Raw genomic sequence first — 25,504 nt, 5'->3', positions numbered from 1 at the left:
ACTCGATACCTCCGATACAAGAAACGGGGGAGCCGAAATGTGCCGCTGGATCGCCTACTCGGGTACGCCCGTCCTTCTCAGCCAAGTCCTGTTCGAGCCGGAACACTCCTTGATCGACCAGAGCCTGCACTCCCGTTTGGGAGTGGAGACGACCAACGGTGATGGTTTCGGCGTCGGCTGGTACGCGCGGGAGACGGACACTCCGGCGGTGCTGCGGGATGTCGGTCCGGCTTGGAGCAACCGCAATCTGTCGGAGGTCGCCCACCACGTCCGCTCGGGTCTGTTCTTCGCGCACGTCAGGGCCTCGACCGGGACTGCCGTGCAGCAGACCAACTGCCACCCCTTCCGGCACGGCCGCTGGATGTGGATGCACAACGGGGCGATCAGCGGGTTCGACCGGCTCCGGCGTGATCTCGCTCTGGCCGTCGATCCGGAGCTGTATCCCGATATCGAGGGTTCCACCGACTCCGAGCTGATGTTCTTCCTGGCCCTCACATTCGGCCTGGCGGAGAAGCCTCCCGATGCCGTGGCGCGTATGGCCGCCCTGGTGGAGAAGGTGGGGCACGCGCACGGCATCCGTCACCCGCTGCAGATGACCCTCGCGGTGGCCGACGGGGAACGTGTATGGGCCTTCCGCTACTCCAGCGAGGGCCGCTCGCGGTCGTTGTACTTCAGCACCAAGGTGGACGCCCTGCGTGCGCTCCACCCTGATGCCGCGTTCCTGCGGGACATCTCCGACGACACTCGCCTGGTCGTCTCCGAACCGCTGGGCGCCCTCTCCGGCGCCTGGAACGAGGTGCCGGAGAACAGTTTCGGCATCATTCAGCCAGGTGGAGACGTGCTCCATGCTTTCCGGCCGTCTCTGCAAGGCGAATCGGCCTGGAGCTGACCAGGAAGCCGGTCAACGGGCCATCGGCCCCGTGTGCCGCGCGCCGGGGCGGCAGGACTGGGAGGCTGGAAGGGAGCGCTGCCCGTGACGTGACCCCGGCGGGAGGGCTGGTGAGTTCCATGGCTGAGACCCACGACAACGTTCAAGGACCGACCGTTCCGGCCGTTCAGCGCGACGATCCCCTGGGAAACCCCCTCCTGCGCACCCGGTTGGCCCTCCCCGCGAGGTCCGCAACCTTCCTTCGGCGGCAGCGCCTGGTCCAGCACCTCGACCAGGCCCTGCGGACTCCGCTGACACTGGTCAACGGTCCGGCCGGGGCCGGTAAAACCCTGCTGGCCGCCGACTGGGCTGCCGGCCTGCGGCCACCGGTCGCCTGGCTCACCGTCGAAGTGGGAGACCGGCGTCCCGGGGTCTTCTGGGCATACGTCCTTCAGGCATTGCGCGCCTGCGGTGCACCGGCATCCGACGCAGTCGGGACCCCCGCGGACGCGGCTGGGGTGGACCAAAAGCTGCTGGCAGCCCTCGCCGCCGACCTGAACGATCGCAACCGGCCCGTGGTCCTCGTGCTCGACGAGTACGACCGCGTGACCGCCCCGGAGATTGCGGAGCAGCTGGAGTTCGTACTCCACCACGCGGGGGACGGCCTGCGCCTCGTCCTTGTCACCCGCACCGAACCGCTGCTTCCGCTGCACCGCTACCGCGCGGCCGGCGAGCTGACGGAGATCCGCGGCGCCGAGCTGGCCTTCACCACCGAGGAGGCCGTCGCACTGCTGGAGCTGCATGGTCTGAGCCTTCCGGTTCACGCTGCGGGCGCCCTGGTGGACCGCCTCCGGGGCTGGGCCGCTGGCCTGCGCCTGTCCGCTCTGGCCGCTCGAGAGAGCGCCGACCCGGAGCTCTACCTGAAGGAGTTCGAAGCGGACCGCAGCACGGTCGCGGATTTCCTGCTGGTCGAGGTTCTCAAGAGACAGCCGGACGAAACACAGGACCTTCTGATGCGGGTGAGCGTCCTGGACCGCTTCTGTCCGGACCTGGCCAACGCGCTGACCCTCCGTTCCGATGCCGAGCCCATCCTCGCCGGGCTCCATCGCGACAACGCTTTCGTCGAGCAGCTCGGGCACGCGTGGTACCAGCTCCACCCGCTGTTCGGGGAGATACTCCGAGCCCACCTGAGGGTGCGCCTGCCCGGGCTGGAGCCGGAACTGCACCGGCGGGGCGCGCGATGGCTGCGCCGTCACGGCTTCCTGACAGAGACACTCGCCCACGGCGCCGCCGCAGGAGACTGGGATTTCGCCGCCGGTGCGCTCATCGACGATCTGGCCATCGGACAGCTCTTCACCGGCCTGCGCTCGGATGACCTGACCCAGCTGTTTTCCCACATGGCGCCCGAGGCCAGGAGTCCGGCGACGGACCTCGTACGCGCGGCCCACGACCTGTCCCGGCGTGACCTCGACCGCGGTCTGACCCGCCTGCGCCACGCCGAGGAGCACCTGGCCGACGACCCGGCCGGACTCGCGGCTGCCTGGCTGAGCTGCGCACTGCTGGAGGCTTTGGCCGCCCGGCTTGCCGGGTGTCCTCCGCAGGCCGAGAAGGCCGCCGCAGCGGCCGACGAGCTGCGCCGAGAAGTCCCCGGGCACCTCCTGGACGAGCATCCCGAACTCCACGCTCTGCTGCTGACCCATCTGGGCTCGGCGCGCCTGTGGGCCGGGCATTTCGAGGACGCGCGCGCTGCCCTGACCGTTGTGGCCGGTACTGACGACGGAGCCGCCACCGTGCTGCCCCGGGAAGAGTCGATGGGGCACCTGGCCCTGCTCGACTACCTGAACGGCTGGGTCGGCCGGGCGGAACGCAAGGCCCTGGCGGCGATGTCCGAGGCGGAGCGGGTCGGCCTGCCCCAGCCGTCCGGCTCCGGCATCGAACGGCTGGTCCTGGCCGCCGTGGCCGTCGACCGCCATGAATTGGACCGCGCCCAAGCCTTCCTCGACGAGGTGGACCTCCCCTCGGGAGCGCGTGATCCAGTGCTGACGGCGGGACAGGCCCTCGCCACCGCTCGTCTGCTGCTGGTCCGGGGCAAGGTACGAGCCGCCGTCGAGGCGGCGAACCCGGCCGTGTCTACGGCCGTGGCATCACCTTGGGCGGCAAGCCACGAAGCACTCGTCGTCTCCGCCGCCCACCTGGCCGAAGGACGGCCGGACGAAGCCACCGAGGTACTCCAGCGCGTGACCGGCGACCAGCCGGCGTGCGCCGTGGAGGCCGCGGGCATCCAACTCGCCGCAGGGCATTCCGAGGCGGCCGTCAACCTGCTCGACAGCATCCACACCCAGGGCGGGACAGGTCCTGCGGTGACGGTGAGGGCAGCGCTGGTGAGGGCTGAGGCCGCGGAGCGGGCGGGAGACACCGCCACCGCCCGCAGACTCCTGGCCCAGGCGCTCCTCGACGCCCGGCGCGAGCGGCTGAGGCGTCCGTTTCTCGATGCCGGAACGTGGATCCGGCCCCTCCTGGCGACGGCCTCACTGCACGAGCTGGCAGCGGGCTGGCTCACGCCCGGACCGCCCCCCACGCGAAGGGACGGGCGGTCCGACACGGAATCGCCGCCCGCGCCGCTCGTCGCGGTGGAGCTGAGCGGACGCGAGCATGACGTCCTGGAGCGGCTGGCCGGAATGATGTCCACGGAGGAGATCGCCGCCGATCTGTACGTGTCGGTGAACACGGTGAAGACCCACCTCAAGAGCGTGTTCAGGAAACTGGCGGTGAACCGGCGAGGCGACGCGGTGCGCCGCGCACGCGAACTGCGCCTCCTGTGATCGTTTGCCGGACCGTGGATCGGCAGGACGTTCGTTCGGCGCGGAAGACCGTTCAGGGAACAGGCGGCAGCGTCTGCTCGGTCTAGATCGTTGTGCCCGGGGCCGTGTACTGCGCGCCCCACGCCTGGGCGAGCCGGGCGGCGATGAACAGGCCGCGTCCACCCTGTTGTGCTGCTCCGGCGTTCCGCAGGTGGGGAGCGAGCCGGCGTCGCGCAGCTCGCACGTCAGGGTGCGGTCATAGATCAGGCGGAGCTGGAGAGTAGTGCCTCGACATCGGCTTCGGCCACGGCGTAGACCTCGCAGGCCGGGGGCCCCGCCATCTAGTCAGTGGCCACACCTTGCATGGCGGGAGTCGCGGTGTTGACCCTTACCATCCGCAACGCGGTGTCCAGCAGATGCCGCCCGGTCGGTGACTGCTCGAACAACGCGTCCAGCATCGCGGGAGCCGGCTCGCCCGTCCGCCGGCGCGGCAGCGTCGTGTGCCATGAAGGCCACCTCCCGATACCTTCCCGCGCACCGCCGCCGCGCACTCAGACGTCCTTCCAGCGACCTCCGCACACAGGGCCGCTGCATCCGCGGGCGCGAGCCCTGGCCGGAGGCGGCAGCCCTCAGGAGGACTCACCCGCAGCGGGGGAGGCCGACGCGGTCCGCTGTGGCCATGGTGGGCATACACCGGGCGCTCCATGGTGACCGGGACGTGGCGCCGGAAGGAGCACCGATCATGCGACGCTATCCTCCGATCGCCGATCACGGGATGGTGGGCGATTTGCAGACCGCCGCACTGGTCTCCTCCGACGGCACGGTCGACTGGCTGTGCGCGCCCAGGTTCGACTCGCCCAGCGTGTTCGCCTCGCTGCTCGACCACGACCGCGGCGGCCACTTCAGCATCTGGGCTGACACTCCACGGCCTCCGATCCAGCTGTACCTGCAGGACACCGCCGTGCTGGTGACGCGCTTCCTCGCGGAGGAAGGCGTGGGTGAGGTGGTCGACTTCATGCCGGTGGAGAACCCGGAGCGACCGGCGGGGCGGCATCGGCTGGTCCGCATCCTGCGGGTGACGCGCGGCCGGATCCGCTTCACCCTTCAATGCCGCCCTCGCTTCGACTACGGCCGTGCCGGCCACCGGCTCGATCTCGCCGAGGACGCCGTCCGTTTCGACGGGCCCGCCGTCCGGGCCACGCTGCAGACGGTGGGCCCGGTGATATGGACCGGGGAGGGCGATGACGCCCGGGGCGAAGTGTTCCTGGAGCCGGACGACTTCGCCGCCGTCGTCCTGACGATCGAGGACTCGCACGATGCTCCGCAGCCACCGCTGAGCCGGGCGGACGTGATGACACTGTTCGAGCAGACCCGAGACTTCTGGCACGTGTGGGTCCGCCGTAGCCGGTACCAGGGACGCTGGCAGGACATGGTGAACCGAGCGGCGATCACTCTCAAGCTGCTTACTTACGCGCCCACCGGAGCTCCCGTCGCGGCCCCCACGATGGGGCTGCCGGAGCAGATCGGCGGCGGACGCAATTGGGACTACCGCTACACGTGGGTCCGGGACGGCTCGATGTCGGTCGGTGCGCTGCTGGGGCTCGGCTATCTCGAGGAGGCGCACGCCTTCCGCAGCTGGCTGGGTGACCGGCTCAGGGCGAACCGTACGGTCAGTGGTGAACCCCTGCAGATCATGTACCGGATCGACGGTGACCCGAACCTGCCGGAAGAGGTCCTCGACCACCTGGAGGGCTACCGGGGGTCCGCACCGGTACGCGTGGGCAACGACGCGGCGGGCCAGCTTCAGCTCGATATCTACGGAGAGGCGGTCCTCGCCCTGTCGCAGGCGGCCGAGGACACCGCCGCGGTCCCACCGTATGACGGCTGGCAGTCCCTTGCCGGTGTGCTCGACTGGCTGGTCAAAGCGTGGGACCGGCCCGACGAGGGGATCTGGGAGACGCGGGGCGGGCAGAAGGACTTCACCTACAGCCGGCTGATGTGCTGGGCGGCCTTCGACCGGGGCATCCGGATGGCCCGCGACTTCGCCCGTCCCGCCGACATCGCGGGGTGGAGCGCGGCACGGGACGACATCCTGCGCCAGGTGATGGAGCGGGGCTGGAGCCCTGGGCGTCAGGCCTTCGTCCAGCACTACGACGACGTCACCCTCGATGCGTCCCTGCTGCTCATGCCCTCCGTCGGATTCATCGCGCCGGACGACCCGCGTTGGCTGTCCACTTTGGACGCTATGGACCAGGAACTCGTCTCCGACAGCCTCGTCTACCGCTACGACCCCGATGCGTCACCGGACGGCCTGCGCGGCAGCGAGGGCACGTTCTCGCTGTGCAGCTTCCTCCACGTGGACGCGCTCGCGCGGGCGGGACGGCTCGGATCGGCCCGGTACGCCTTCGACAAGATGCTCACTTACGCCAATCACGGCGGTCTGTTCGCGGAGGAAGTAGGTCCCACGGGAGAGCAGCTCGGCAATTTCCCGCAGGCTTTCACCCACCTCGCGCTGATCACGGCCGCTCTCTCCCTCGACGAGCGGATGGACGCCGCTCGCTGAAGCATCACCTGGGACGGGTGTGTGGGCCGGGCACCATCCGTACGAGCCTGTTCGGGAATCCGGGCCTTCCCCCGTCCCGGGTGAGGCGCGGGCGGGTGACATTGGGTGGGATGGATGGGGCGGCAGCGCCTGACCTGGCCGTTGCGCGGCGATTGCGCCGGCACTCCGGGCCAACTTGGCGAGGTGGACAGCGTGAAGCACTGGCGGGCTCTGATCGTCCTCGGTACGGCCCAGTTCCTGATGGTTCTGGACACCTCCGTCATGAACGTGTCCATCAGCCAGCTGGTCGAGGACTTCGACACGGAGGTCACCGCCATCCAGGCCGTCATCACCCTGTACGCGCTGGTCATGGCCGCGTTCATGATCATCGGTGGCAGGTTCGGGGACATCCTGGGGCGCCGCCGCATGTTCCTTCTGGGGCTGGCGGTCTACGGTGTGGGGTCGGCTCTGACCGCCGTGGCGCCCACGCTGTGGGTCCTCACGCTGGGCTGGTCGGTCATCGAAGGGCTCGGGGCCGCCATGGTGCTGCCGGCCATGGCCGCCCTCGTCGCGGAGTCGTACCGGGGGCGGGACCGGGCCATTGCCTACGCGGTCATCGGCGGGCTCGCCGGCGCCGGGATCGCGGTCGGTCCGCTGCTGGGCGGCTGGGTGACGACGTATCTCACCTGGCGGCTGGTGTTCGCCGGTGAGGTCGTGGTCGTCGTGGCCGTCCTGCTGTGCCGCCGGGTGATCGCGGCTTCCGCCCCGACCGGCCCGCGCCCCCAGCTGGACTGGGTCGGGGCGGTGCTCTCCGCGACCGGGCTGGGGCTGGGTGTGCTCGGGGTCCTGCAGAGCAGCACCTGGGGATGGGTGCAGCCGCGCAACCCGCCGTTCACCATCCTCGGTTTCGCCCCGACGCTGTTCGTCGTCGGCCTGGGGGTGGCCGTCCTGGCCGTCTTCCGGTGGTGGGAGCAGCGGCGGGACCAGCACGGAGCCGACCCCCTCGTGCATCTTTCCCTGCTGGGCAGGCCCGTGCTGCGGTCCGGGCTGATGACGCTGCTGAGCCAGAACCTCATCCTGCTGGGGCTGTTCTTCACGATCCCGCTGTACTTGCAGGTGGTGCAGGGGTTCGACGCCTTCGAGACGGGGCTGCGTCTGCTCCCGGTGTCCGCCACCATGCTGGTGACCTCCCTGTCCGCGTCCTCGCTGGGCCGGGTGTGGGGGGCGCGCCGGGTGGTCCGGCTGGCCCTGGCGACCCTGACGGCGGCCATCGTGTGGCTGCTGGCCACCATCGATCCGGTCATCGACGATGGGCAGTTCGCCGGAGCGATGGCCCTGCTGGGCGTGGGCGTGGGCCTGCTCGCCTCACAACTGGGCAACGTCGTCCAGTCCGGTGTCGGCGAGGAGGAACGCAGTGAGGCGGGAGGGCTCCAGTTCACGGCACAGAATCTGGGTTCCGCGCTGGGCACCGCGCTCATCGGGTCGATCCTGATCGGCGCGCTGGCCCACGCCTTCACCTCACAGGTGACGGACGATCCGCGGCTGTCCGAGCAGAGTCGTGAGGAGGTCGGTGTCGCCCTCGAGGCCGGGGTGACCTTCGTCCCCACCGATCAGGTGCGCTCGGCGGCCGAGCGTGCCGGCCTGCCGCCGTCCCAGGTCGACGCCGTCGCGGACTCCTACGCGTCCGCGCAGCTGGACGGACTCAAGGCGGCGGTCCTGGCCACCGGTGGCATCGCTCTCGCCAGTTTCCTGGTCACGCCGCACCTGCCGACCGCCCGGGGAAGCCGTCAGCGGCAGCCGGATACCGATGTTCCGGCCGGTGCGGCCGGAGAGACGCACTGAGTCCGGAGGGAGTCACCGGTGTCCAGGATGAGAGTCACGACCGGCCCGGCCCGGCGGAAGCACCGTGCTGAGCGCCGGGCTCGCGCGGACTACACGGGCGGCGTCTACGGATCCATGCTCGCGGCTTCCGTGGTGGTCGGCGCCGGTTCCCTGGGCTCGTTCCCCCGCGCCGAGTTGGTGTTGTTGCTGTTGCTCACCGGCGTGGTGTTCTGGATCGGGCACGTGCATGCCCAGCTCTTCGGGGCGCGCCTGGCGCAACAGGCTCCGGACCGCCGGGTCGTGTGGAACGTGTGCTGTGAGGAGTGGCCGATCGTCAAGGCGGCCATCCCGCCGGCCGCCGCGGTGCTTGCCGGTCCGCTCTTCGGTCTGGACGTGCGAGGTTCCCTCTGGCTGGCTCTCTGTGTCGCTGTGGCCGGCCAGGTGGGCTGGTCCGTGGCCGCGGCACGCCGCGCCGGTGCGTCGCCACGGCTCATGGTCGTCACCGCATCGGTCAACCTGCTGCTCGGCCTGCTGATCATTTCCTTCAAGATCTTCCTGAAGCATTGAGCCCGGCGTCCGGTCGCCGCAAGACGGTCACCTGTACCGGGTGAGGCCCGAAGGAGCACGAAGGCGGACGATCGTAGGGAAGGGGCGCCGTTCGCCTGTTCGAGGCAGTCCAGGAAGGACCGTTCGTGCGCTACGAGATCCGAGTCGAGGGACACCTGTCGGAAACGATGGCCAAGGCGTTTCCGGAGCTTGGCTATGTGGTGATGTCCGGCCAGACCATCCTGTTCGGGCCCGTCGTGGACGAAGCGCACCTGTACGGACTGCTCGCCCGCTGCCAGTCACTGGGACTGCGGGTACTGGAGATGCGCCACCTGCCGGAGTGACCGGGGCGGGGCGCCGTGCTCAGTGCCGCTCCGCCCCGATCCGGCCGGCGTGGCGGGCGGCTTTCAGCGCCGTGAAGTCACGCTCGTTCTGGTCGGCGTAGGGCTGGGCGAACTCGGTGAGCGCGCGATCGAAGCCGTCGCCGGTGCCCGGATAGGCGGCGAGGGCGATGGGATCGCCGGAGCGGGCGTGGACCGAACGGCCCGGGCAGGGTCGCGTGGACGTCGTTGATGTCGAAGACCAGACGGCGCTCCGGCGAGGCGAGCAGCCGACTCCGGCCCGGCCCGGGCAGGGTCGCGTGGACGTCGTTGATGTCGAAGACCAGACGGCGCTCCGGCGAGGCGAGCAGCCGACTCCGGCCCGGCCCGGGCGTGGTCCGTCCGCCGTGGCGGCGTCAAGCGCTCACCCGTGGTGGGTGAGCCGGTCACCGAGCGGCAGGCGTGACCCTGAAGCGGTCAGGTGCTCGCACACGGCCCTCCCCCCGCCTCGTCAGCTTGCGGAGGCGACGGCTGATCACGTGAGGAGGAGCCATGTCCATGCCGCGTGGTCCGGCATCGCACACCCGGCAGGAACACACGTCCGACGGTGCGGCCCCCGATCCGCTGGGGGACTCCGCGGACGTACTCGGGCGGCTCGGCCGTTCCTGGACCTGGATCTTGAGCGGGGCCTTGGCGACATTGGTGCCGGGCCTCCTGATACTCGTCTGGCCGGACGCGACCCTGCACGTCCTGGCGGTCCTCATCGGCCTGTACCTGTTGGTGACCGGGGCGTTCCGGTTCGTGGGCGTCTTCGCGCGGGCGGCGGACGAACGGCTGGCGGGGCTGCTCCTGGCCGTGCTGTACGTCCTTGCCGGGGTGCTGTGCCTGCGGAACCCGCTGCAGACGATCGCCGCACTGTCATTGATCACCGGGGGTGTCTGGCTCGTGTCCGGCATCCTCACCCTCTACACGGCCGTCGCCGTCCAGGACCTGCCGCACCGTGGCGTCGTCATGCTCGTCGCGGTGCTCGGCATCGTCGCGGGGATCGTGGTGCTCGCCCTGCCTGCCGAGTCGGCCCGCGCCCTGACGCGGCTGCTCGGCCTGTGGCTCGTCCTGCTCGGCCTCGCCGAGGCGTTGGTCGCCTTCGCGTGGCGGGCCGCGCTCGCAAGGACGTCCACGGCAGGGCCGCAGCCCCCCGCCAGGAGCGACTGACACCTTGCCCGCCGCTCCGGTGGGCGTGACAGACGCACCGGCCCGCACGGTCTTTCCCGCTGCGTCATCCCGAGCGGCGAGCGTCGCGGCCGGGGCGGCGCACACACGGATAGGAGCATCCATGAACCCGGCCGCCACCCCGGACCCGCCGGATCCCGGCGGAGCCTCCCGGCAGGAACATGCCATGACCGCTGAGGAGCGAGCGGAATACGAGCGACTGCGCCGTCACGCGGCGACACGCCACCGGCGGCTGCGCCAGGTCGGCTCCTCGGTCCTGCTCCTGCTGGCTCTGCTGCTCGCGCCCCTGGCCGTCGCCGCGGCCTGGGTCCAGGACACGGTCTCCGACACCGACAGATACGTCGATACCGTCGCTCCGCTGGCGTCCGAGCCGGCCGTGCAGGAGGTCGTGATCAACCGGCTCACGAACCGCGTCGTCGACAACGTGGACGTCGCGGCGGTGACGGACTCGCTCAGCAAGGCGCTCCAGGAGTCCGGAGCGTCACCGCGCGTCGTGGCGGGGGCAGAGTCCCTCGAAGGGCCGCTGCGCAGCGCGGTCAGAAGCGTCGTCGACCGCACCATCACCCGCGTGATCACCGGCGACGCCTTCCAGCAGGCGTGGGAGGGCGCCAACCGGCGCTCGCACGCCGCGGTGGTGAACATGCTCACCGGCCAACGCGAAGGTGCCGTGCGCGCCGAGGGCGACACGGTCCAACTGGACGTGGGAGAGGTCATCACCGAAGTACGGGAGCGGCTCGTCGACGCGGGCTTCGACAAGGCGGCCGCCATCCCGGACACGGACCGGACCATCACGCTGTTCCAGGCCGAGGAACTGGGCAAAGCACAGGACACGATGCGGCTCCTGGACATCCTCGGTACCTGGCTGCCCGTCCTGACCATCGCGCTCGCCGCGCTTGCCGTCTGGACCAATCCGGCCCACCGGGTGATGGTGATGATCACCGGGATCGGTGTGGGCGTGATGATGGGGGTGCTGCTCGTCGCGCTCGTCGTCGTCAGGCGGGTCTACCTGGACTCGGTCCCGCCCACGGCACTGCCCACCGACGCGGCCGCGGCGATCTACGACACGTTCGTCCGCTTCCTGCGCGACAGCGCGCGAACCCTGCTGGTCCTGGCAGTGATCACCGCGCTGGTCGCCTATCTGTACGGTCCCGGACGCCCTGCCCGCGCCCTCCGCACGCTGACGGACCGGGGAACGACGGCCGCCGGCCGGGGGCTGCGCCATGCCGGACTGCGCACCGGGGCCACCGGCCGCTGGCTGACGGATCACCGGGCATGGACCACCGGTGCCGTCATCGCGGCCGGAGCGCTCGCCCTGGTGCTCTGGAACCACCCCACGGTCGCAGGAGTGGTGCTCGTTCTCGGCATCGCCCTGGCCGTCGTGCTCATCCTGGCGATCCTCGCGGCGGCCGCCGGACCGGCTGGCCATGCGGGGGACCGGGCGACGGAACGGGCGGCCCCGTGAGCCATGATCGGGAACCCCGGCCCCGGGCACACATCGCGCAGCCGCACGGTCGCGTGGGCCGCGGCCGCCCTGAAGTCCGGGGCCGCGGCCCGGCTGCTGTCCCGTCTGTCGGCACTCAACATTGTCGAGGGCTCCGTCCGGCTCGCCGCGCAGGCATTCCTCACCGCGCTGCCGCTGCTGATGACCGTCGCGGCGTTCGCTCCCGGCTGGCTGCAGGACCTGCTGGCCGACTCTCTCCGGGCGGTTCTGGGAGTGCGTGGCGACACCCTCGACGAACTGCGGGAGGTCTTCTCCGCGACTGGCACGACACGGAACACCGCCGGAGGCGCGGGTGTCATGGTGACGCTGGTGTCGGCCACGGCGTTCAGCCGGGCGCTTCAAGCGGTGTGCGAGCGGTGCTGGCATCTGCCGCGTACCCCGGTGCGGGCCGCGCTCTGGCGCTGGCTGCTGTGGCTGATCGTCTGGCTGGGCTTCCTCCTGCTCCAGGCGCCGCTGCGCAGCGGCGCCGGTGCAGTGACCGGCACGGTGCTGTCCCTGCTCTCGGCGACACTGCTGTGGTGGTGGTCCCAGCATTTGCTGCTGGGCGGCCGGATCGGCTGGTGGAGCCTGTTGCCGGGAGCGCTGCTGGCCGGCACCGGTACGGTCCTGCTGAGCCTGGGCGCCCGCGTTCTGGTGCCCACGGCCATGGAGCGCAGCCTGCACGAGTTCGGCCCCCTGGGCCCCGTCTTCACCTTCCTTTCCTGGCTGATCGCCGTCTTCCTCGTGGCCGTCTCGGGCCTGGCCCTCGGCGAGTACGTCTCCTCCACCACCTGGTTTCGGTCGGTCTCGGCACCCCGCGGCGGTGGGCACGACGCCCCCTGACATGGCCGCCGGAGCGCGTCAGCCAGGGCTGTGAAGCTGCCGCGGGCTCACCCGCGTCGGGTGAGGCGCAGCGGTCCTTGTCCTGCGCACGCTGAAGACAGCGGGCAACGTCGGTCGGGCGGACGCCCGGGACGGAGGAGAGACATGAGCGCGCAGACGTACCTGGCGTACGACTATCCCATGCTGAGCGTTTTCTGGAGCATGCTGCTGTTCTTCCTGTGGATCATGTGGTTCGTCCTGCTCTTCCGGATCATCACCGACATCTTCCGTGACGACGCCATGAGCGGCTGGGCGAAGGCCGGATGGCTGGTGTTCACCGTCCTGCTGCCCTTCCTGGGCATCTTCGTCTACGTGATCGCCCGCGGTAAGAACATGGGCCGCCGGGAGGTGGCGCAAGCGCGTGCGCAGCAGGAGGAGTTCAACAGCTACATCAGGCAGACCGCGGCCGGCGGCCAGACCAGCAGCGTCGACGAACTCGCCAGGCTGTCCGAGATCCGCTCCCGCGGCGACATCACGGACGAGGAGTTCAGCAGGGCGAAGGAACTGGTTCTGACCGGCCACGGCCCGACGGAACCCGCGGGCTCCACCTCCCGGACCGCCGATCGCTGAGCATCCGGACCACACGAAACGAGGCTCAAGATGACCGCCACACACACCCGGCCGGCAGACACGGCGAAGCAGGAATGGGCAACAGGCCTGACAGCCTTCGCGGCCGTGATGCTTTTCCTCGTCGGCCTGCTCGACATCTTCCGGGGCATCATGGCCATCGCCGAGGACGACATCTTCCTCACGACGCGCAACTACGTGTTCGCGTACGACCTGACCGGCTGGGGCTGGGTCCACCTCGCTCTGGGCGTGGTAGCCGTGATCGTCAGCATCGGCCTGCTCCGGACCGCGACCTGGGCACGCGTGCTCGGCGTGGTCATCGCCGGACTCGTCATCATCGCCAACTTCCTCTCCCTTCCGTACTACCCGGTGTGGTCGGTCGTGATGATCGCCATCTCGGGCTTCATCATCTGGGCGCTGTGCGTGGTCCAGCGCGGCAACCTCTACGACCTGTCAGAGGAGCGCCCGCTGTACGACGAGCGCCCGTCGCACAGGGCGTGAGTCGGAGGGAGAGGGCCGCGGAATGGAATCACATTCCCGCCGCAAGGTCCTCGATCTCGTACGATCCGGAAGGCCGCCGAGGTTGCCGAGTAACTGGGCGACCTCGGCATCAGCGAGCGACCAGACGATCTGCGCCTGGCGGTGCCAACACCTCATCGACACCGGATAGTTGCCCGGCACGGACAGGCTGGAGTCCGAGTCGGCCATCCACCGGCGAGCTGCCGAACTGCTGGGCATGCTCAGCAGGGTGGAGTACGGACTCCGCACCCCGCCAGTAGCCTGAAACCAAGCAACCCGGCTCCATCCGACTCAGGGCAGTCCGGAGCGCTTCATCCCACCGCCGAGGCTATGGCGCTGACGGTGGCGGAACCCTGGACGGGATCGTGCGGTCACCCTCGTGCCACGGCGACGAGGGCCGTCACCAGACTCTTCCCGTGGTTGAGCTACAGGTGTTCTGGTAACCGGAATCGAAACAGCTGCTGTGACTACATCACCTAGCGCCCAGCGGGACATGACCTGCCCGTTCGAGAGGGCTTTCGGGGCTGTTTGCTCGTAGTGTCCCTTTTTTAGAGGGCTCGAAATGCTGGTCCGCGTGCCCGTGGGCGCGTGAGCATCGAGGGACCGGCAGCGATGTCTGACGGTGGTTCACCAAAAGAGGGCCCCGGCGGGGGCTGTCGGCGTTTCAACCAGGGGTGACATGCGTAGTGTCCGTCGTGTCTTGAGCGTGGACGCCGCCGCGTTGGTGCTGGGGGCGGGGCTGGTGGCCGGGTCTTCGGGTGCGGCGCAGGCGGCGGCGCCGGACTGCACGGGAGGCGCGAAGGGTTTCACCGACATCCCTGACAGTCCCAGCGGCCGGGGTATGGCGGGGGCGGGGGCAGTGGCGGTGAACACCGACCCGCCGTACGCCGTCGCCTCGTACGAGAGGTACACGGGTAGCGTCGGAGCAGACAGATGGGGTGGGGCGTCCTGAGCGCCAGTTCCAGCATTCAAGGCAAGAATTCGTGGATCCAGCGAGGCCCGTTCACGACCCCGACCAGCAGCTCGGCGAGCCGGGCCTTCCGTGTCTGCCCGCAGGTGACCGCCCGTCCCCCGTCAGCGGCAGCACCTTTACTCCCTGGTGATATCCCCTTCTCGCGCTCCAGGTTCCGCGCCCCCCTTGCACCGCCCGCTGCGGCCCGGTGTCGCCCGGTATTCCGTAACGGGGCGTTCACCAGCGGCGAAAGAAGGCGCACATGGAAGCACGGCGAGCTGGACACCGAAGAATCACACGGCACATGTCACTGAACAAGGAGAAAACCTCCATGCAGCGCAGGACTTCACGCTTGATGACCAAGCTCACGACCGCAGCTGCGGCAGCGATCGTAGTGGCGGGTGGCGCGGCCGCTCCGTCCGCCGCAGCATCGGCCGAGCCGGCGGCGCAACCCGCAGCCCAGGCCATGAGCCTTCAGGCGCAGACCGTCACCACCTGGATCAACGGCAATGTACGGATCGGGCCTTCGACGGGCTACAGCATCGCCTACACCGTCGCGGCGAACCAGAGCCTGAGCGCCGAATGCTGGCTCGTGGGCGGCTATGTCAACGCCAACGGCATCTATCACGACAAGTGGGTCCTCCTCTCGGACGGCAACTACATCTGGGGCGGCTTGCTCAAGGGCAACGAGGTGGGCAACGTCTCCACGCCCTGCTGGTGACACATCGGCAGGGGGCCTCGGCACGCCCTGTCTCGTACCGTGGCACCCTGCGGAGCCGCGTCGCAGACACGTGAGGGAAGCGTCCGCACTCGGGCATCCATCCGCTTCTCGGACAGATGACGGACCAGATCTGCCGTACCGGGGGAGTCGCGGATCTGGGGGTCCGAATCGATTCGTGAGCGGCTCTTCTGCCGTGAGCTGGCCCTGTTCCGCACGGCCTCCCGCCGAACCGGACGTGACGGTTTCCCATCATCCGGGGCTCGTCTCGCGCTGTCCGTGATGTTGTTGATCGGCGGTGTGGATTGGTGCCGCGACGGCGAGTGGTCGCTGGTCGCCATCGGGGCGGTCATGGTCGTAGCGAGCCTGTACCAGCTGCTCCGCAACGTCGCTGCCCGCCGCCGTCAGCGCGAGGAGAGGTCCTAGCCGACAGCACGGGCCTTTTGTGTCAGGCCGATGCGGGCCTCCAGAGGGTCGGTCGGGGCCGATGCCGTGGGTCACTGGCGCGGCGAGTCACCAGGAGACAAGTGCTCCTGCCGTGACGGCCAAGGCTGTGGGCAGCAGCAGGGACCAGCCAGCCGTCGACTGGAGCAGGGAACGGCGGCGGTTGAGGACCGACAGCGGCCCGAGGGCGCGGCCGAAGCGCAGGAATTCCGCCAGGTCACGCCAACCACGTCGGGCTGTTCGCCGAAGAGATCGGCCCCTCCGGCGAACAGCTCGAAAACTTTCCGCAAGCCTTTGCCCACTTGGCCCTGATCGGCGCCGTTCTCGCCCTGGATGAGGAGCTCGACCGTGCCGAAGGCCCGACCGGCTGACCGCACGAACCCTCGGCGGGCGGCCGACGCAGGTGTCGCGTTACGGTCACTGCGTCGGCGCCCTGGGCGGTGTCGCCGTCCCGGCGCCGGTGGTATGGGCCCGGCCGGCACGCGGCAGCAGCGCCGCTGCGGCCAGTCCGCCCAGGCCCACGACCGTAAGCGCCACCATGGCCGCTGCGTACGCGCCCTTGCTGAGCCCCGAGACGAGGATCGTGCCCGCGACGGCCGTGCCGAGCGAGGAGCCGAGGTTGGAGATGCTGCGCGACAGGCCGGAGATCTCGCCCTGCTGCGTCTCGGGGAAGCACGACTGGACCAGGTTCACCGACGGGGTGAGCATCACCCCCAGACCCAGCCCGATCAGCAGCAGACCGGGGGCGAACGCCCAGGCGCCGGGCCTCCAGGCGACCAGGGCCAGCAGCATGGCGATGCCGGCGATCGTCACGATGAAGCCCGCCATGATGAGGGTGCGCTGTGCACGGCGCCGGGCCAGCTTCTCGGCTGCCAGTGAGGAAGCGAGGATGCCGAGGGTCGCAGCGGTGAAAATGACGCCCGTCTCGATCGCGTCGTAGCCGCGGACGACCTGCAGGTAGGCGGCGACGGTGAACGAGACGCCCATCAGCATCAGCCACTGCGCGTTCTGGGTGACCAGGCCGAGGTTGGAGGTGCGATTGCGGAACAAGTCCGTCGACAGCAGCACCTCCCGGCCGGCACGCTCGCGGCCGCGCACCCAGGCGAAGAAGCCGGTCAGCACCAGCGCACCGGCCAGCAGCAGGCCCAGCGCCAGCCAGCCGTTGTTGTCGACGGCCAGGATGCCCGTCACCAGCAGCACCAGGCCCGCCGCCGACAGCACGGCCCCGACCGTGTCGAAGGGCCGGGCAGGGTCGGGCGGCAGCGGATCGGTGATTCCTCGGCTGAGTACCACGATCACCACGATCACCAGCGCCTGGAACACGAACGCGGCCCGCCAGCTGATGGCGCTTGTGATCAGCCCGCCGATCAGCGGACCGGCGGCCGCCCCGATCCCGCCCATCGCCATGATCGCGCCGAACGCACGCGCCCGGGACGCCAAGTCGGTGAACAGCAGCGTGGTCAGGATGTAGACCGGCGGGATCAACAGCGCCGTACCCACACCCTCCAGAATCGAGTTCCCGAGGATCAGCACGCCCAGCCCCGGCGCGGCCGCACTGAGCACTGCCCCCACCCCGTAGACCACGAGCCCCGCCAGCAGGCAGCGCTTGCGCCCCCACTTGTCGGTCAGCTTCCCGCCCGGGATCATCAGCGCCGCCATCACCAGCAGGAAGATCGTGATCGCGGTCTGGACACCCTGCACGGTGGTGTCCAGGTCCTCGCTGATGTCATTGATCATCACGTTCATGTTGGAGCCGGCGAAGCTACAGATGAACTGCGCCAACGCCAGCGGAGCGAGCACTCGCCGCGCCCCCGCCGCACGTCCCCCGGGTCCCGTCGCTGCCGTCCCCGCCATGCCGCCACCTGCCCGTTTGCCAGTTTTGATGTCCTGAGGAACTGGGTCTCGTCGCCGTGAGCAGCCAAGCGCTGACGGAACGCAACCGCCGTCAAGACCGTCGCATGGTCAACCGCCGTGGCGTCGAAGGCGCGCAGCATTGACTTGCTCCTTGGGCTGAAGCCCGAGGATTCTGGCCTTTTCGTCCGTACCCGTACCCCGCACGGGGTGGCGAACGTCGGTATCGGTCAGCCGGTCGAATACCTGATCATGTTCGGCCCTCAGGGCGAGCGCCTACGCTTACGCACTGCGCCGGGCGCCGGCTCCCCGAACCGCCGGCCCTGAGCACGGTAGGGGCCCGCGCCGCGCCCCGCGCACCCTCCAGCACTGCTCGCAAAGAGCAAGGCCGCGCTCGTCTCCCACCCTTCGGCATGGCCAACTCCGACGTCGTTGGCTTCGCCTGGCTTGTGCTGCGCGAGCGCGTCATGGACCGCGCCTGCCACAGCGAAGACGTCCACCCCGAACGCGCCCACGCCGCCTTCAACACCATCGCGTTGCACCATCTCACCGACGACGATGCCCGCTTCGCCCAGGTCACCGAATCGCTGGCCCTGTTTCGGGCGATCAGCCGGCTGCCCGCACTCCAGGTCGACGGCACCGTTTTCGCCCACTGCCTGGGCCACGATGACACGGATGCGGCCGACTGGTGGCTGCACCCAAGTCGCATAGACCAGGAGACCGGCGAGTCGGAGTCGCGAGTCGCATGTCCCGGACTTCGATGACAGCTTTCCCACCGTCCTGCTCGTCCTGACCCACCTGGGTGCCAGGAGCCAGCCCCGCACCGAAGTCGCCGACGCGGTGATGCACTCCGTCCCCCGGCGTCGGTGAGTCACTGCACGTGTCCCCATTGTCTTCCCGGTCCCGTACGGCACAGGCTTTGGCAACGTGTGAACGGGTCGGGAGGCTGCCCAACGGCGCTCCGCTGACTGGCTGCTCACACCCGGTGCGGCTTGTCGGTTGCGTCCGGTAGCCGCGCGTGATGCGTCGGGGTGCAGCGGGACCTCAGGGGTCAGGAAGTGCGATGGGCCGTTACCAGGAGGGTGGCGGCGCAACGAGGCCCGGCGGCCGGCGAGGGCAGTAGGTCGATGTCGATGCCGGTGAATCCGGCCTCGTCCAGGAGCTTCACCCACACGTTTTCCCGAAGCACCCAGCGGCGCATCGTGGTCTCCTTCCCCTCGGGGGTCCGCGCCGGGACGTCGGCAGCCACGACGTCCGGCTGCGCGGGCCGGCCGCCCAGATAGTGCGCCAGGGTGGAGAACACCAGGCGGCCGCCCGGCCGTAGGGCGGCTGCTGCCGCCGGCAGCATCGAGTGCGGGTCGGTGAAGTCGACGGCGCCGAAGACGCTGTACAGCACGTCGTAGGTGTCACGATGTGCTGTCAGATGGCTGACGGCGTCGGCTGAGACGATGCGCAGGCGCGGTGCGAGGTGGCCGAACAGCGTGGCGGCCATGTCGCACTGGGCGGGTGAGCCGTCGACGGCGACGATGCGGGCGGGGGAGTGGTGAACCGTCAGATGGGCGGCGTGCCGAGCAGATCCGGAACCCAGGTCGCCGACGATGCGGCCGGTCAGAGTGCCGAGGACCTCCGGGCCGGGACCGCCGTCTTGGCTCCAGATCCAGTGGAAGGTCTGCGGGACGGCGCGGTCGTGTTCGGCGCGGACGCGACCGTAGTGGTGCCAGAGGTCTGCGGTACTCGTCACCCCCTCATCCTGGTGGCGGTGGCCGGCCGGGTGGCCGATTCCGGGGAATCTCACCCGGACGATGCTTGGGCTCCGGTCTTCGGTGCGCAAGCGGCCATCGGAGTCCTGGGCGGGATGCCGATCACGGGACAGAGCCGTTCGCTTGTGCAGACACGTGCTGGCGACTGAACGGCCCGCCCCTCACGTGGGATGTGGTGCCCGGGCCCGGCGGCGAGGGCGTGCGGTTCGCCTGTGGAAGCGCGCCGGTCAGCTCACCTGGTCGTACCGGCCGAGGAAGCGGAACTTCCCGTCCTTGACCTGGTACAGGAAGCTTGTGTTCTCGGGTCTGAGTCCGTGGGTGATGTCCTGGGTGAAGCGGACGGGCTTGGCCACACCGTCGTAGCTGAGTTTGAAGAGCCGTTCGGCGACCTGCCCAGGGGTGATGCCGGCGCCGCCGCCATGGGCGTCCAGGGAAGCGGCGATCAGACCCACCGCGTCGTAGGCTTCGGCAGCCCAGCGGGCGGGAAGCGCGCCGTAGCGGTCGCGGTACGCGGCGGTGAAGGCGTGGGCGGACCTGCTGTCCGACGACTGCGGTTCGCTGTAGGGCGCCTCGAACACCCAGCCCTCGGCGGCCTCGCCCGCTGCTTCCAGAAAAGCTGGGCGCTTGATGGATTCGAAGGTCACCCGGGGACCGGTGAAACGCGCGGTGGCCAGCGCGCGGGCGCAGGCCGCGGCCCGGGTCGGCGAGGTGCCCGCGTAGACGACGGCCTCGGGTTTTGTGGCCAGCGCGGCGGCGACGGCCGGGCCGAAGTCGTCAGTGCCGGAGGCCACCGGGTGGACGGTGGCGGTGCCTTCGCTGGGCGGTGTCTCTCGCAGGGTGCGAGCAGTGTCGGCCATCCCGGCCGCGGCCTGGTCCTGGACGACGGCGGTGCGCTCGACCTTGTGGACCCAGGTCAGGTAGGCGAGCACCGGCAGGGTCCGGTACCTGCTGGGGGCCGTGGTCACGCAGAGGGTGCGTTCCGTGGCCGAGGACAGCCCCAAAGCGTCGTAGTCGGCCGAGACAAGCAGGACCGGCGTGGACGCCTCCCCGTACAGGGGGACCGCTGCACGGGCGGCGGCGACGGTGGTGGGGCCGATCACCGCACACAGGAACCGTTCGGCGAGCAGTTTGCGGGCTCCTTCCGTCGCCCGCCCGGCTTCGCCCCGGTCGTCGTACGAGGTGAGGGCGAGCCGGAAGCGGGTGTTTTCGCGGTCGTTGTGGGCGGCCACGGCGAGCCGGGCGCCGCGCTCCTGGGCCAGTCCGACCATTTTTTGATGACCCGTCAGGGCGGCTTGGAAGCCGATGACATGGGTGGGAAGGTTCTGTGCCGCGCCGCGCTGGGTGGCGGCCTGACGGTTCGTCAGCAGGATTGCGGTGCCGGATGCTGCGAGGATCGCGAGTGCTGAGCCGCCGATGGCGAGGATCCGACGCCGGGAGGGAGCGCGTCCCTCGTCGACGGCGGTGGGTTCCAGCGGGGCCGTGGGGGTCTGCCGGGGCGGCGGGTCCAGGGCTCGGGCGGAGCGGTCCGCGACCAGGCGTAGTACGGCGGAGGGGAGCCAGTCGGCCGAGGGGGCGGAGGCGGAGGCGAACCCCTCGGTGGGGGTGGTCTGTTGATGGGGAGCGGACTGCTGATCGGGGCCTGCGGGCGTATGCCCGACACCCCGTAGGCAGCGGGCGAGCTCGGTCGCCGTGGGTCGCCCGGAGGGGTCCTTGGCCAGGCAGCCGGTGATCGCCGTACGCAGGGGGAGCGGCAGCCGGCCGAGGCCGGGCACGTCGGGTTCCTCGTGCACGGTGCGGTACAGGACGGCGGCCGGGTCGCCGAGGCCGAAGGGCCGCAGCCCGGTGACCGAGTACGCCAGCACACAGCCCAGGGCGAACAGGTCGCTCGACGGGGCCGCCTCGCCCCCGGTCCGTGCCTGCTCGGGAGCGAGGTAGCCGGGGGTGCCGACGATCGCGCCGGGCTCGGTCAGCGCTGTGGCACCGCTGGCCTGGGCGATGCCGAAGTCGATCAGTCGGGGGCCGTCGAGGGCGAGCAGGACGTTGCCCGGCTTGACGTCCCGGTGCACCAGGCCCGCACCGTGCACCTCGCTCAGTGCCTCCGCCAGCCGGGCGCCGAGCGCACTGACGACGGTGGGCGGCAGCGGTCCGTGGCCGTCCACCGCCTCGGCCAGGGAGGGCCCCGGTACGAACGCGGTGGCCAGCCACGGCTCGCGGTCCTCGGCGTCGGCGTCGGTGACCGGCACCAGCCAGCGGCAGGTGAACCCCCTGGCCAGCCGGGCTTCGCGCCTGAACCGCTCCCGGAAGGCCCGGTCGGCGGCGTACTCGGCACGGATGACCTTCAGGGCGACCAGGGTCCCATCGGCGGTACGGGCCAGGTAGACCACGCCCATGCCCCCCGCGCCGAGCCGGGCGAGCAGCCGGTGCCCGCCCAGCTCGCCGGGGTCTTGCGCGTGCAGCGCCCGCATCGGTCCAGCCCTTCCGGTTCCAGCCGCGTCGGTCAGGTTCCGGTGACGTCCAGGACGCCCATGTAGGCGAACCGGCCGTTGTGGACGCGGTACTGGTGGAGCATCTGCTGCTTCATCCGCTTCTGGTCGTCGAAGGCGTAGGTCGCGGCCACCCCGGTGAACCGGGCCGCGGCGAGGGCCCGGGTGAGCCGGTCGTGGGTGGGCCGCTTCCCGCCCTTCGGGGCGAGGGCGGTGAGCCGGTCGGCGAGCAGGCGCGTCACGTCGTACGCCTCGGCCGCCCACGGGCCCGGCGCGCTGCCGTACCGCTTGCGGTAGGAGGTGGCGAAGGCTTTCACGGGTGCGGCGTCGGGTGCGATGTAGGACGTCAGCACCTGCCAGCCCTCGGCCGCCTGCCCGGCGTCGGTGATGAAGGCGTCGGTGGCGGAGGCGGCGTCGAGGTAGCGGGGCCCGGTGAAGTTCCGCTCCGCGAGGGCGCGGGCGACCGCGGCGGCCCGTTCGGGTGTGCCGATGTAGTAGAAGGCGTCGACACCGCGGCCGATCATGTCGTCGGTGACGGGTGCCAGGTCGCTCGTGCTCGCGAGGGCGGGGACCACACGCAGGTACAGCTCCAGCCGGCCGCGTGCCTGCAATCCGGTCACGATCACGGACTCCATGCCGGCGATCCTGCCCGCCCGGTCGCCCAGCGTGCCCAGCTTGGCGACACCTGCCGCGCCGAGTGCGGTGACGGTGGCGAGGGCGCCGTACGCGGACAGTGACGCGGCCCGGAAGTACGAGCGCGGGGCGGCGCCGGCGATGGCCGACTGCGCTGCACTGGTCGACAGCTCCGACACCGTCAGCAGTGGCGTCCTGGCGCCGTCGTAGACCTCCAGCGCGGCCAGCGCCGAGGAGTAGCCGGTGGGGCCGAGCACGGCGAGGACATCGGCGGCGCCGGTCAGTCGCCGCGCCGCCTGGACCGCGCGGGCCGGCTCTCCCCGGTCGTCCTCGCTCCGCAGGGCGAGGGAGAACGGCCTGCCCTTGCGTGCGTTGAACTGCTCCACCGCCAGCTGTGCGCCCCGCTCCTGTGCCTGCCCGGTCTGCCGCAGCGGGCCCGTCAGATCCGCGTGGAGGCCGATGACCCAGGGGCTGCTCGCGGTCGGTGTCCCCGGGTCGTCGTCGCGGAGCGCCGCCCACAGCGCGGCCCCGCCGCCCGCCAGGAGCAGCGCCGCGCCGCCTCCCAGGGCGAGGGCGCTGCGGCGGCTGTGACTCCGCGGCTCCTGCGACACTTCGGTGGGCTCGATGCCCGGCAGGGCGAGCATCTCCGCCGACCGTTCGGCGATCATCCGTACGACCGGGTCGGGCAGCCAGTCCACGGTGCCGGCCGGGGCGTCCTCCACCAGTGTCGCGTCCACCTCGGCGGCTGTGGGCCGTTGCTCCGGTTCCTTCGCCAGACAGCGGCAGAGCAGCGCCCGCAGCTCGGCGTCCGTCACACCGTCCAGCTCAGGTGCGTCGTGGACCGTGCGGTACAGCAGCGCGTCCGCTGCGCCGGTACCGAACGGCAGTCGGCCGGTGGCCGCGTACGCCAGCACGCACCCCAGCGAGAAGACGTCGCTCGCCGCGTCCACCTGCTGTGCCCGTGCCTGCTCGGGAGAGAGGAAGCCGGGGGTGCCGACCACCATGTTGTCCGAGGTCAGTTCGGTCTCGTCGGCCGCTGTCGGGCGGGCGATGCCGAAGTCGATCAGTCGGGGGCCGTCGAGGGCGAGCAGGACGTTGCCCGGCTTGACGTCCCGGTGCACCAGGCCCGCCTCATGAACGGCGGTCAGGGCGCGGGCCAGCACCTTTCCCAGCACCCGTACCGCACGCTCGGGCAGCGCTCCGCAAGCCGCGACCGCCTCGGCCAGGGAGGGTCCGGGCACGAACGCGGTGGCCAGCCACGGCGCCGCCGCATCCGTGTCAGCGTCGAGCACCTGCACCACCCACGGGCTGTCGACCTGCCCGGCGGAGGACGCCTCCCGGCGGAATCGGGCCCGGAACTCGGTCTGGTCGGCGTACTCGGGCTGGATCACCTTCACGGCGGCCAGGTCGCCGGTCCCGGTCCGCGCCAGGTAGACCATGCCCATACCGCCGGCTCCCAGGCGGCCCAGCAGGCGGTTGGCGCCGAGGCGGGAAGGGTCGGTGGGAAGGAGACGGTCCATCACTCGCCGTCCTTCTTGTCGCCGACGGTGGGGCTGTCGGAAGGGGTGGCCGGGTCCGGTGAGGCCGAGCCGGACCCGGTGGGGCTTCCTATCGCGTCCTGTACCCGCAGCAGCATCCTGGCGGCTACATCCACCTCGCTCGTCGTGTCCTCCTGCCCTCCGCACGAGGACGCGGAGATCACGACCGAGCCGAATACGGACTGCGTCCACGAGTAGCGGTACGGCCCGCCCCGGGTGTCGCTGACGCACACGCCCGACTCCGACAGCGAGTCGTCGCTGGACGTGTTGGCGCTCTCGCCCCAGGCGACGGCCACGGAGGAGAGATCGGTCAGCCGCTCGCCCGTCCGCAGGGTCTGCTCCGGGCAGCCGACGGCCTCCTCCAGCATCCCGGCCTGTTCCCAGGCGGCGTCCAGCGCCGTCCGGTGCACCGTGACCGTGGTCGACAGCCGCACGGGCACCTCGGCATCGCTCGCGGGCATCTCGAAGTGGCGGGTGAGCGTGGCCAGTACGTCCTTCGGCAGCCCCTTCCGCTGCCATGCGCAGTCCTCGCCCAGCACGGCCCAGGTGTTCGGGTCACTCTCGTACGGTGTCCCCGGTGCCGCCTCCGAGCCGACCAGCTCCGGATCGGCGATCATCTTCCGGACGAACGCCCGCGCCTCGGCCGTGGTGTGCGGCTGCTTCGCCGGGTCCGCCTGTTCGGTCGGCGAGGTCGCGGGTAAGGCACCGGCGTCGGTGCCTGCGTCCGTGTCTGTGGACGACCCGGTCTCTGCGTCACCATCACTCCGGGCGGCATCCGGGTTCGACCCCCGCGTCGTCTCACTGCCCGGAGTGCTGCCGCCGTCCGTGCAGCCGGCCAGCAGCGTCGCGCACGTCATGACGACCCCGCAGACCAACCGGGCCTTCGCATACGTCACGATCTCTCCCCTCGTCGCATGCTCACCCTCCGGTTCCCACCGCTCCACGTGACGGGCTGCCGCGCACACCGTGTCGACGGCCGCTCTTCATGCCTGTACCGATGCCCCGCCGGTACCGGACGGTTCCCCCAACGCCCTCTTTCCTCAAGGTAGTTCAGAGGGCTCAGGATGTACGGGACATGCCTCGTGAAATGTCGGCAACCGGTGACGCCGGTGCCTCGCAGACGGTCTTCAGGAGCTCGGCCGACGGCAAGTCGGGCGCAGCATGCGCAACACCGAGGCGAGAACGGCCTTCGCGCCCTTCGCGGCTCGCCGGACAGCGTCGAGAACCTGTCCTGGAGTCTGTGGGCCCATGAGCGCCTCGGCGTTGGCGGTGCGGAACCAAGGACAGCAGAACAGAGGTGGTGGCGGGCACACCCGGAGAGAACTCCGATGGACTGCTGTGGACGGCCTGGGGAGCAGCTCGCGGACCCATGAGCAGCGGTTCCACGACGATGATCGGAACCGCCGCCGGAGTTGGACGCAACTACGCCGATCCCGAGTTCGGCGCGGCACGTCTGACGGCGGTCATGACAATCGGTTCATCCAAGATTTTCGTGAAGCCGGTCATCAGGCCGTCGCGTTGGTGACTCTGGGTGTTCGACGGCTGGCGG

At 70.4% G+C, this 25,504-nt stretch carries 19 protein-coding genes and 1 pseudogene; 14 read left to right on the top strand and 6 right to left on the bottom strand.

Going from position 1 to position 25,504, the window contains the following annotated elements:
* Positions 1 to 37: 37 nt before the first annotated feature.
* The 6 genes from ACWD3I_RS46005 (at position 38) to ACWD3I_RS45980 (ending at position 8,922) form a co-directional block, all read left to right on the top strand.
* Positions 38 to 889 carry a class II glutamine amidotransferase gene (locus tag ACWD3I_RS46005; RefSeq protein WP_365410430.1) on the top strand — a complete coding sequence of 284 codons (852 nt, stop codon included), beginning with the start codon at positions 38 to 40 and terminating at the stop codon, positions 887 to 889.
* 119 nt (positions 890 to 1,008) lie between these two features.
* Entirely contained in the window at positions 1,009 to 3,690 is a 2,682-nt protein-coding gene (locus tag ACWD3I_RS46000; protein WP_365410427.1) for a LuxR C-terminal-related transcriptional regulator, read from the top strand.
* A 721-nt stretch (positions 3,691 to 4,411) separates the two neighbouring features.
* Positions 4,412 to 6,232, top strand: coding sequence for a glycoside hydrolase family 15 protein (locus tag ACWD3I_RS45995; RefSeq protein WP_365410424.1), 1,821 nt, complete (start codon positions 4,412 to 4,414; stop codon positions 6,230 to 6,232).
* 192 nt (positions 6,233 to 6,424) lie between these two features.
* Positions 6,425 to 8,053, top strand: coding sequence for an MFS transporter (locus ACWD3I_RS45990; RefSeq protein WP_451084393.1), 1,629 nt, complete (start codon positions 6,425 to 6,427; stop codon positions 8,051 to 8,053).
* A 27-nt stretch (positions 8,054 to 8,080) separates the two neighbouring features.
* Positions 8,081 to 8,599 carry a hypothetical protein gene (locus tag ACWD3I_RS45985; RefSeq protein WP_365412455.1) on the top strand — a complete coding sequence of 173 codons (519 nt, stop codon included), beginning with the start codon at positions 8,081 to 8,083 and terminating at the stop codon, positions 8,597 to 8,599.
* A 125-nt stretch (positions 8,600 to 8,724) separates the two neighbouring features.
* Positions 8,725 to 8,922, top strand: coding sequence for a hypothetical protein (locus ACWD3I_RS45980; RefSeq protein WP_266898614.1), 198 nt, complete (start codon positions 8,725 to 8,727; stop codon positions 8,920 to 8,922).
* 19 nt (positions 8,923 to 8,941) lie between these two features.
* Here ACWD3I_RS45980 and ACWD3I_RS45975 read toward each other — a convergent pair.
* Positions 8,942 to 9,112 (bottom strand): annotated as a pseudogene (locus tag ACWD3I_RS45975) (DUF2252 family protein); the annotation flags it as partial.
* A gap of 338 nt (positions 9,113 to 9,450) precedes the next feature.
* Here ACWD3I_RS45975 and ACWD3I_RS45970 point away from each other — a divergent pair.
* From ACWD3I_RS45970 to ACWD3I_RS45940, 7 genes are all read left to right on the top strand, one after another.
* Positions 9,451 to 10,110, top strand: a complete 660-nt coding sequence (locus ACWD3I_RS45970) for an HdeD family acid-resistance protein (RefSeq protein WP_365412429.1) — start codon at positions 9,451 to 9,453, stop codon at positions 10,108 to 10,110.
* A gap of 121 nt (positions 10,111 to 10,231) precedes the next feature.
* Complete coding sequence (locus ACWD3I_RS45965; protein ID WP_365412431.1) at positions 10,232 to 11,590, top strand: hypothetical protein; 1,359 nt, start codon at positions 10,232 to 10,234, stop codon at positions 11,588 to 11,590.
* Between the two features lie 3 nt (positions 11,591 to 11,593).
* Positions 11,594 to 12,451, top strand: coding sequence for a ribonuclease BN (locus ACWD3I_RS45960; RefSeq protein ID WP_365412433.1), 858 nt, complete (start codon positions 11,594 to 11,596; stop codon positions 12,449 to 12,451).
* Positions 12,452 to 12,595: 144 nt separating this feature from the next.
* Positions 12,596 to 13,060, top strand: a complete 465-nt coding sequence (locus ACWD3I_RS45955; RefSeq protein ID WP_365412435.1) for an SHOCT domain-containing protein — start codon at positions 12,596 to 12,598, stop codon at positions 13,058 to 13,060.
* Between the two features lie 30 nt (positions 13,061 to 13,090).
* Positions 13,091 to 13,558: a DUF7144 family membrane protein gene (locus ACWD3I_RS45950; protein ID WP_365412437.1), complete on the top strand. Its 468-nt coding sequence runs from the start codon at positions 13,091 to 13,093 to the stop codon at positions 13,556 to 13,558.
* A 1,274-nt stretch (positions 13,559 to 14,832) separates the two neighbouring features.
* Positions 14,833 to 15,249, top strand: a complete 417-nt coding sequence (locus ACWD3I_RS45945; protein WP_365412439.1) for a hypothetical protein — start codon at positions 14,833 to 14,835, stop codon at positions 15,247 to 15,249.
* A 279-nt stretch (positions 15,250 to 15,528) separates the two neighbouring features.
* Complete coding sequence (locus ACWD3I_RS45940; protein ID WP_365412441.1) at positions 15,529 to 15,672, top strand: hypothetical protein; 144 nt, start codon at positions 15,529 to 15,531, stop codon at positions 15,670 to 15,672.
* Positions 15,673 to 16,107: 435 nt separating this feature from the next.
* Here the strand turns inward: ACWD3I_RS45940 and ACWD3I_RS45935 are convergent, their stop codons facing one another.
* Positions 16,108 to 17,544, bottom strand: a complete 1,437-nt coding sequence (locus tag ACWD3I_RS45935) for an MFS transporter (protein ID WP_365412443.1) — start codon at positions 17,542 to 17,544, stop codon at positions 16,108 to 16,110.
* Between the two features lie 410 nt (positions 17,545 to 17,954).
* On the opposite strand from ACWD3I_RS45935, the gene ACWD3I_RS45930 reads away from it, so the two are divergent.
* Complete coding sequence (locus ACWD3I_RS45930; protein ID WP_365412445.1) at positions 17,955 to 18,305, top strand: hypothetical protein; 351 nt, start codon at positions 17,955 to 17,957, stop codon at positions 18,303 to 18,305.
* Positions 18,306 to 18,592: 287 nt separating this feature from the next.
* On the opposite strand, the gene ACWD3I_RS45925 is transcribed toward ACWD3I_RS45930, so the two are convergent.
* The 4 genes from ACWD3I_RS45925 to ACWD3I_RS45910 all read right to left on the bottom strand — a co-directional run bounded on the left by ACWD3I_RS45925 (position 18,593) and on the right by ACWD3I_RS45910 (position 24,851).
* Positions 18,593 to 19,282 carry a class I SAM-dependent methyltransferase gene (locus tag ACWD3I_RS45925; protein ID WP_365412447.1) on the bottom strand — a complete coding sequence of 230 codons (690 nt, stop codon included), beginning with the start codon at positions 19,280 to 19,282 and terminating at the stop codon, positions 18,593 to 18,595.
* Positions 19,283 to 19,528: 246 nt separating this feature from the next.
* A complete protein-coding gene (locus ACWD3I_RS45920) occupies positions 19,529 to 21,766 on the bottom strand; it encodes a bifunctional serine/threonine-protein kinase/ABC transporter substrate-binding protein (RefSeq protein ID WP_365412449.1) in 2,238 nt (745 codons plus the stop codon).
* Between the two features lie 32 nt (positions 21,767 to 21,798).
* Entirely contained in the window at positions 21,799 to 23,937 is a 2,139-nt protein-coding gene (locus tag ACWD3I_RS45915) for a bifunctional serine/threonine-protein kinase/ABC transporter substrate-binding protein (protein ID WP_365412451.1), read from the bottom strand.
* Entirely contained in the window at positions 23,937 to 24,851 is a 915-nt protein-coding gene (locus ACWD3I_RS45910) for a hypothetical protein (protein ID WP_365412453.1), read from the bottom strand. The genes ACWD3I_RS45915 and ACWD3I_RS45910 overlap by 1 nt, the downstream gene beginning before the upstream one ends.
* Between the last annotated feature and the right edge of the window lie 653 nt (positions 24,852 to 25,504).

This window comes from Streptomyces sp. NPDC002817 (assembly GCF_053592055.1).
This window is presented reverse-complemented; position numbering and strand designations above follow the sequence as displayed.

Excerpts from the sequence above, each read along its gene's own strand:
- ACWD3I_RS45945 (WP_365412439.1), top strand. The coding sequence starts at position 14,833 with ATGTCACTGAACAAGGAGAAAACCTCCATGCAGCGCAGGACTTCACGC.
- ACWD3I_RS45965 (WP_365412431.1), top strand. The coding sequence starts at position 10,232 with ATGAACCCGGCCGCCACCCCGGACCCGCCGGATCCCGGCGGAGCCTCC.
- ACWD3I_RS45995 (WP_365410424.1), top strand. The coding sequence starts at position 4,412 with ATGCGACGCTATCCTCCGATCGCCGATCACGGGATGGTGGGCGATTTG.
- ACWD3I_RS45955 (WP_365412435.1), top strand. The coding sequence starts at position 12,596 with ATGAGCGCGCAGACGTACCTGGCGTACGACTATCCCATGCTGAGCGTT.
- ACWD3I_RS45985 (WP_365412455.1), top strand. The coding sequence starts at position 8,081 with ATGAGAGTCACGACCGGCCCGGCCCGGCGGAAGCACCGTGCTGAGCGC.
- ACWD3I_RS46005 (WP_365410430.1), top strand. The coding sequence starts at position 38 with ATGTGCCGCTGGATCGCCTACTCGGGTACGCCCGTCCTTCTCAGCCAA.
- ACWD3I_RS46000 (WP_365410427.1), top strand. The coding sequence starts at position 1,009 with ATGGCTGAGACCCACGACAACGTTCAAGGACCGACCGTTCCGGCCGTT.
- ACWD3I_RS45930 (WP_365412445.1), top strand. The coding sequence starts at position 17,955 with ATGGCCAACTCCGACGTCGTTGGCTTCGCCTGGCTTGTGCTGCGCGAG.
- ACWD3I_RS45920 (WP_365412449.1), bottom strand. The coding sequence starts at position 21,766 with ATGCGGGCGCTGCACGCGCAAGACCCCGGCGAGCTGGGCGGGCACCGG.
- ACWD3I_RS45970 (WP_365412429.1), top strand. The coding sequence starts at position 9,451 with ATGTCCATGCCGCGTGGTCCGGCATCGCACACCCGGCAGGAACACACG.
- ACWD3I_RS45950 (WP_365412437.1), top strand. The coding sequence starts at position 13,091 with ATGACCGCCACACACACCCGGCCGGCAGACACGGCGAAGCAGGAATGG.
- ACWD3I_RS45935 (WP_365412443.1), bottom strand. The coding sequence starts at position 17,544 with ATGGCGGGGACGGCAGCGACGGGACCCGGGGGACGTGCGGCGGGGGCG.
- ACWD3I_RS45960 (WP_365412433.1), top strand. The coding sequence starts at position 11,594 with ATGATCGGGAACCCCGGCCCCGGGCACACATCGCGCAGCCGCACGGTC.
- ACWD3I_RS45940 (WP_365412441.1), top strand. The coding sequence starts at position 15,529 with ATGTTGTTGATCGGCGGTGTGGATTGGTGCCGCGACGGCGAGTGGTCG.
- ACWD3I_RS45915 (WP_365412451.1), bottom strand. The coding sequence starts at position 23,937 with ATGGACCGTCTCCTTCCCACCGACCCTTCCCGCCTCGGCGCCAACCGC.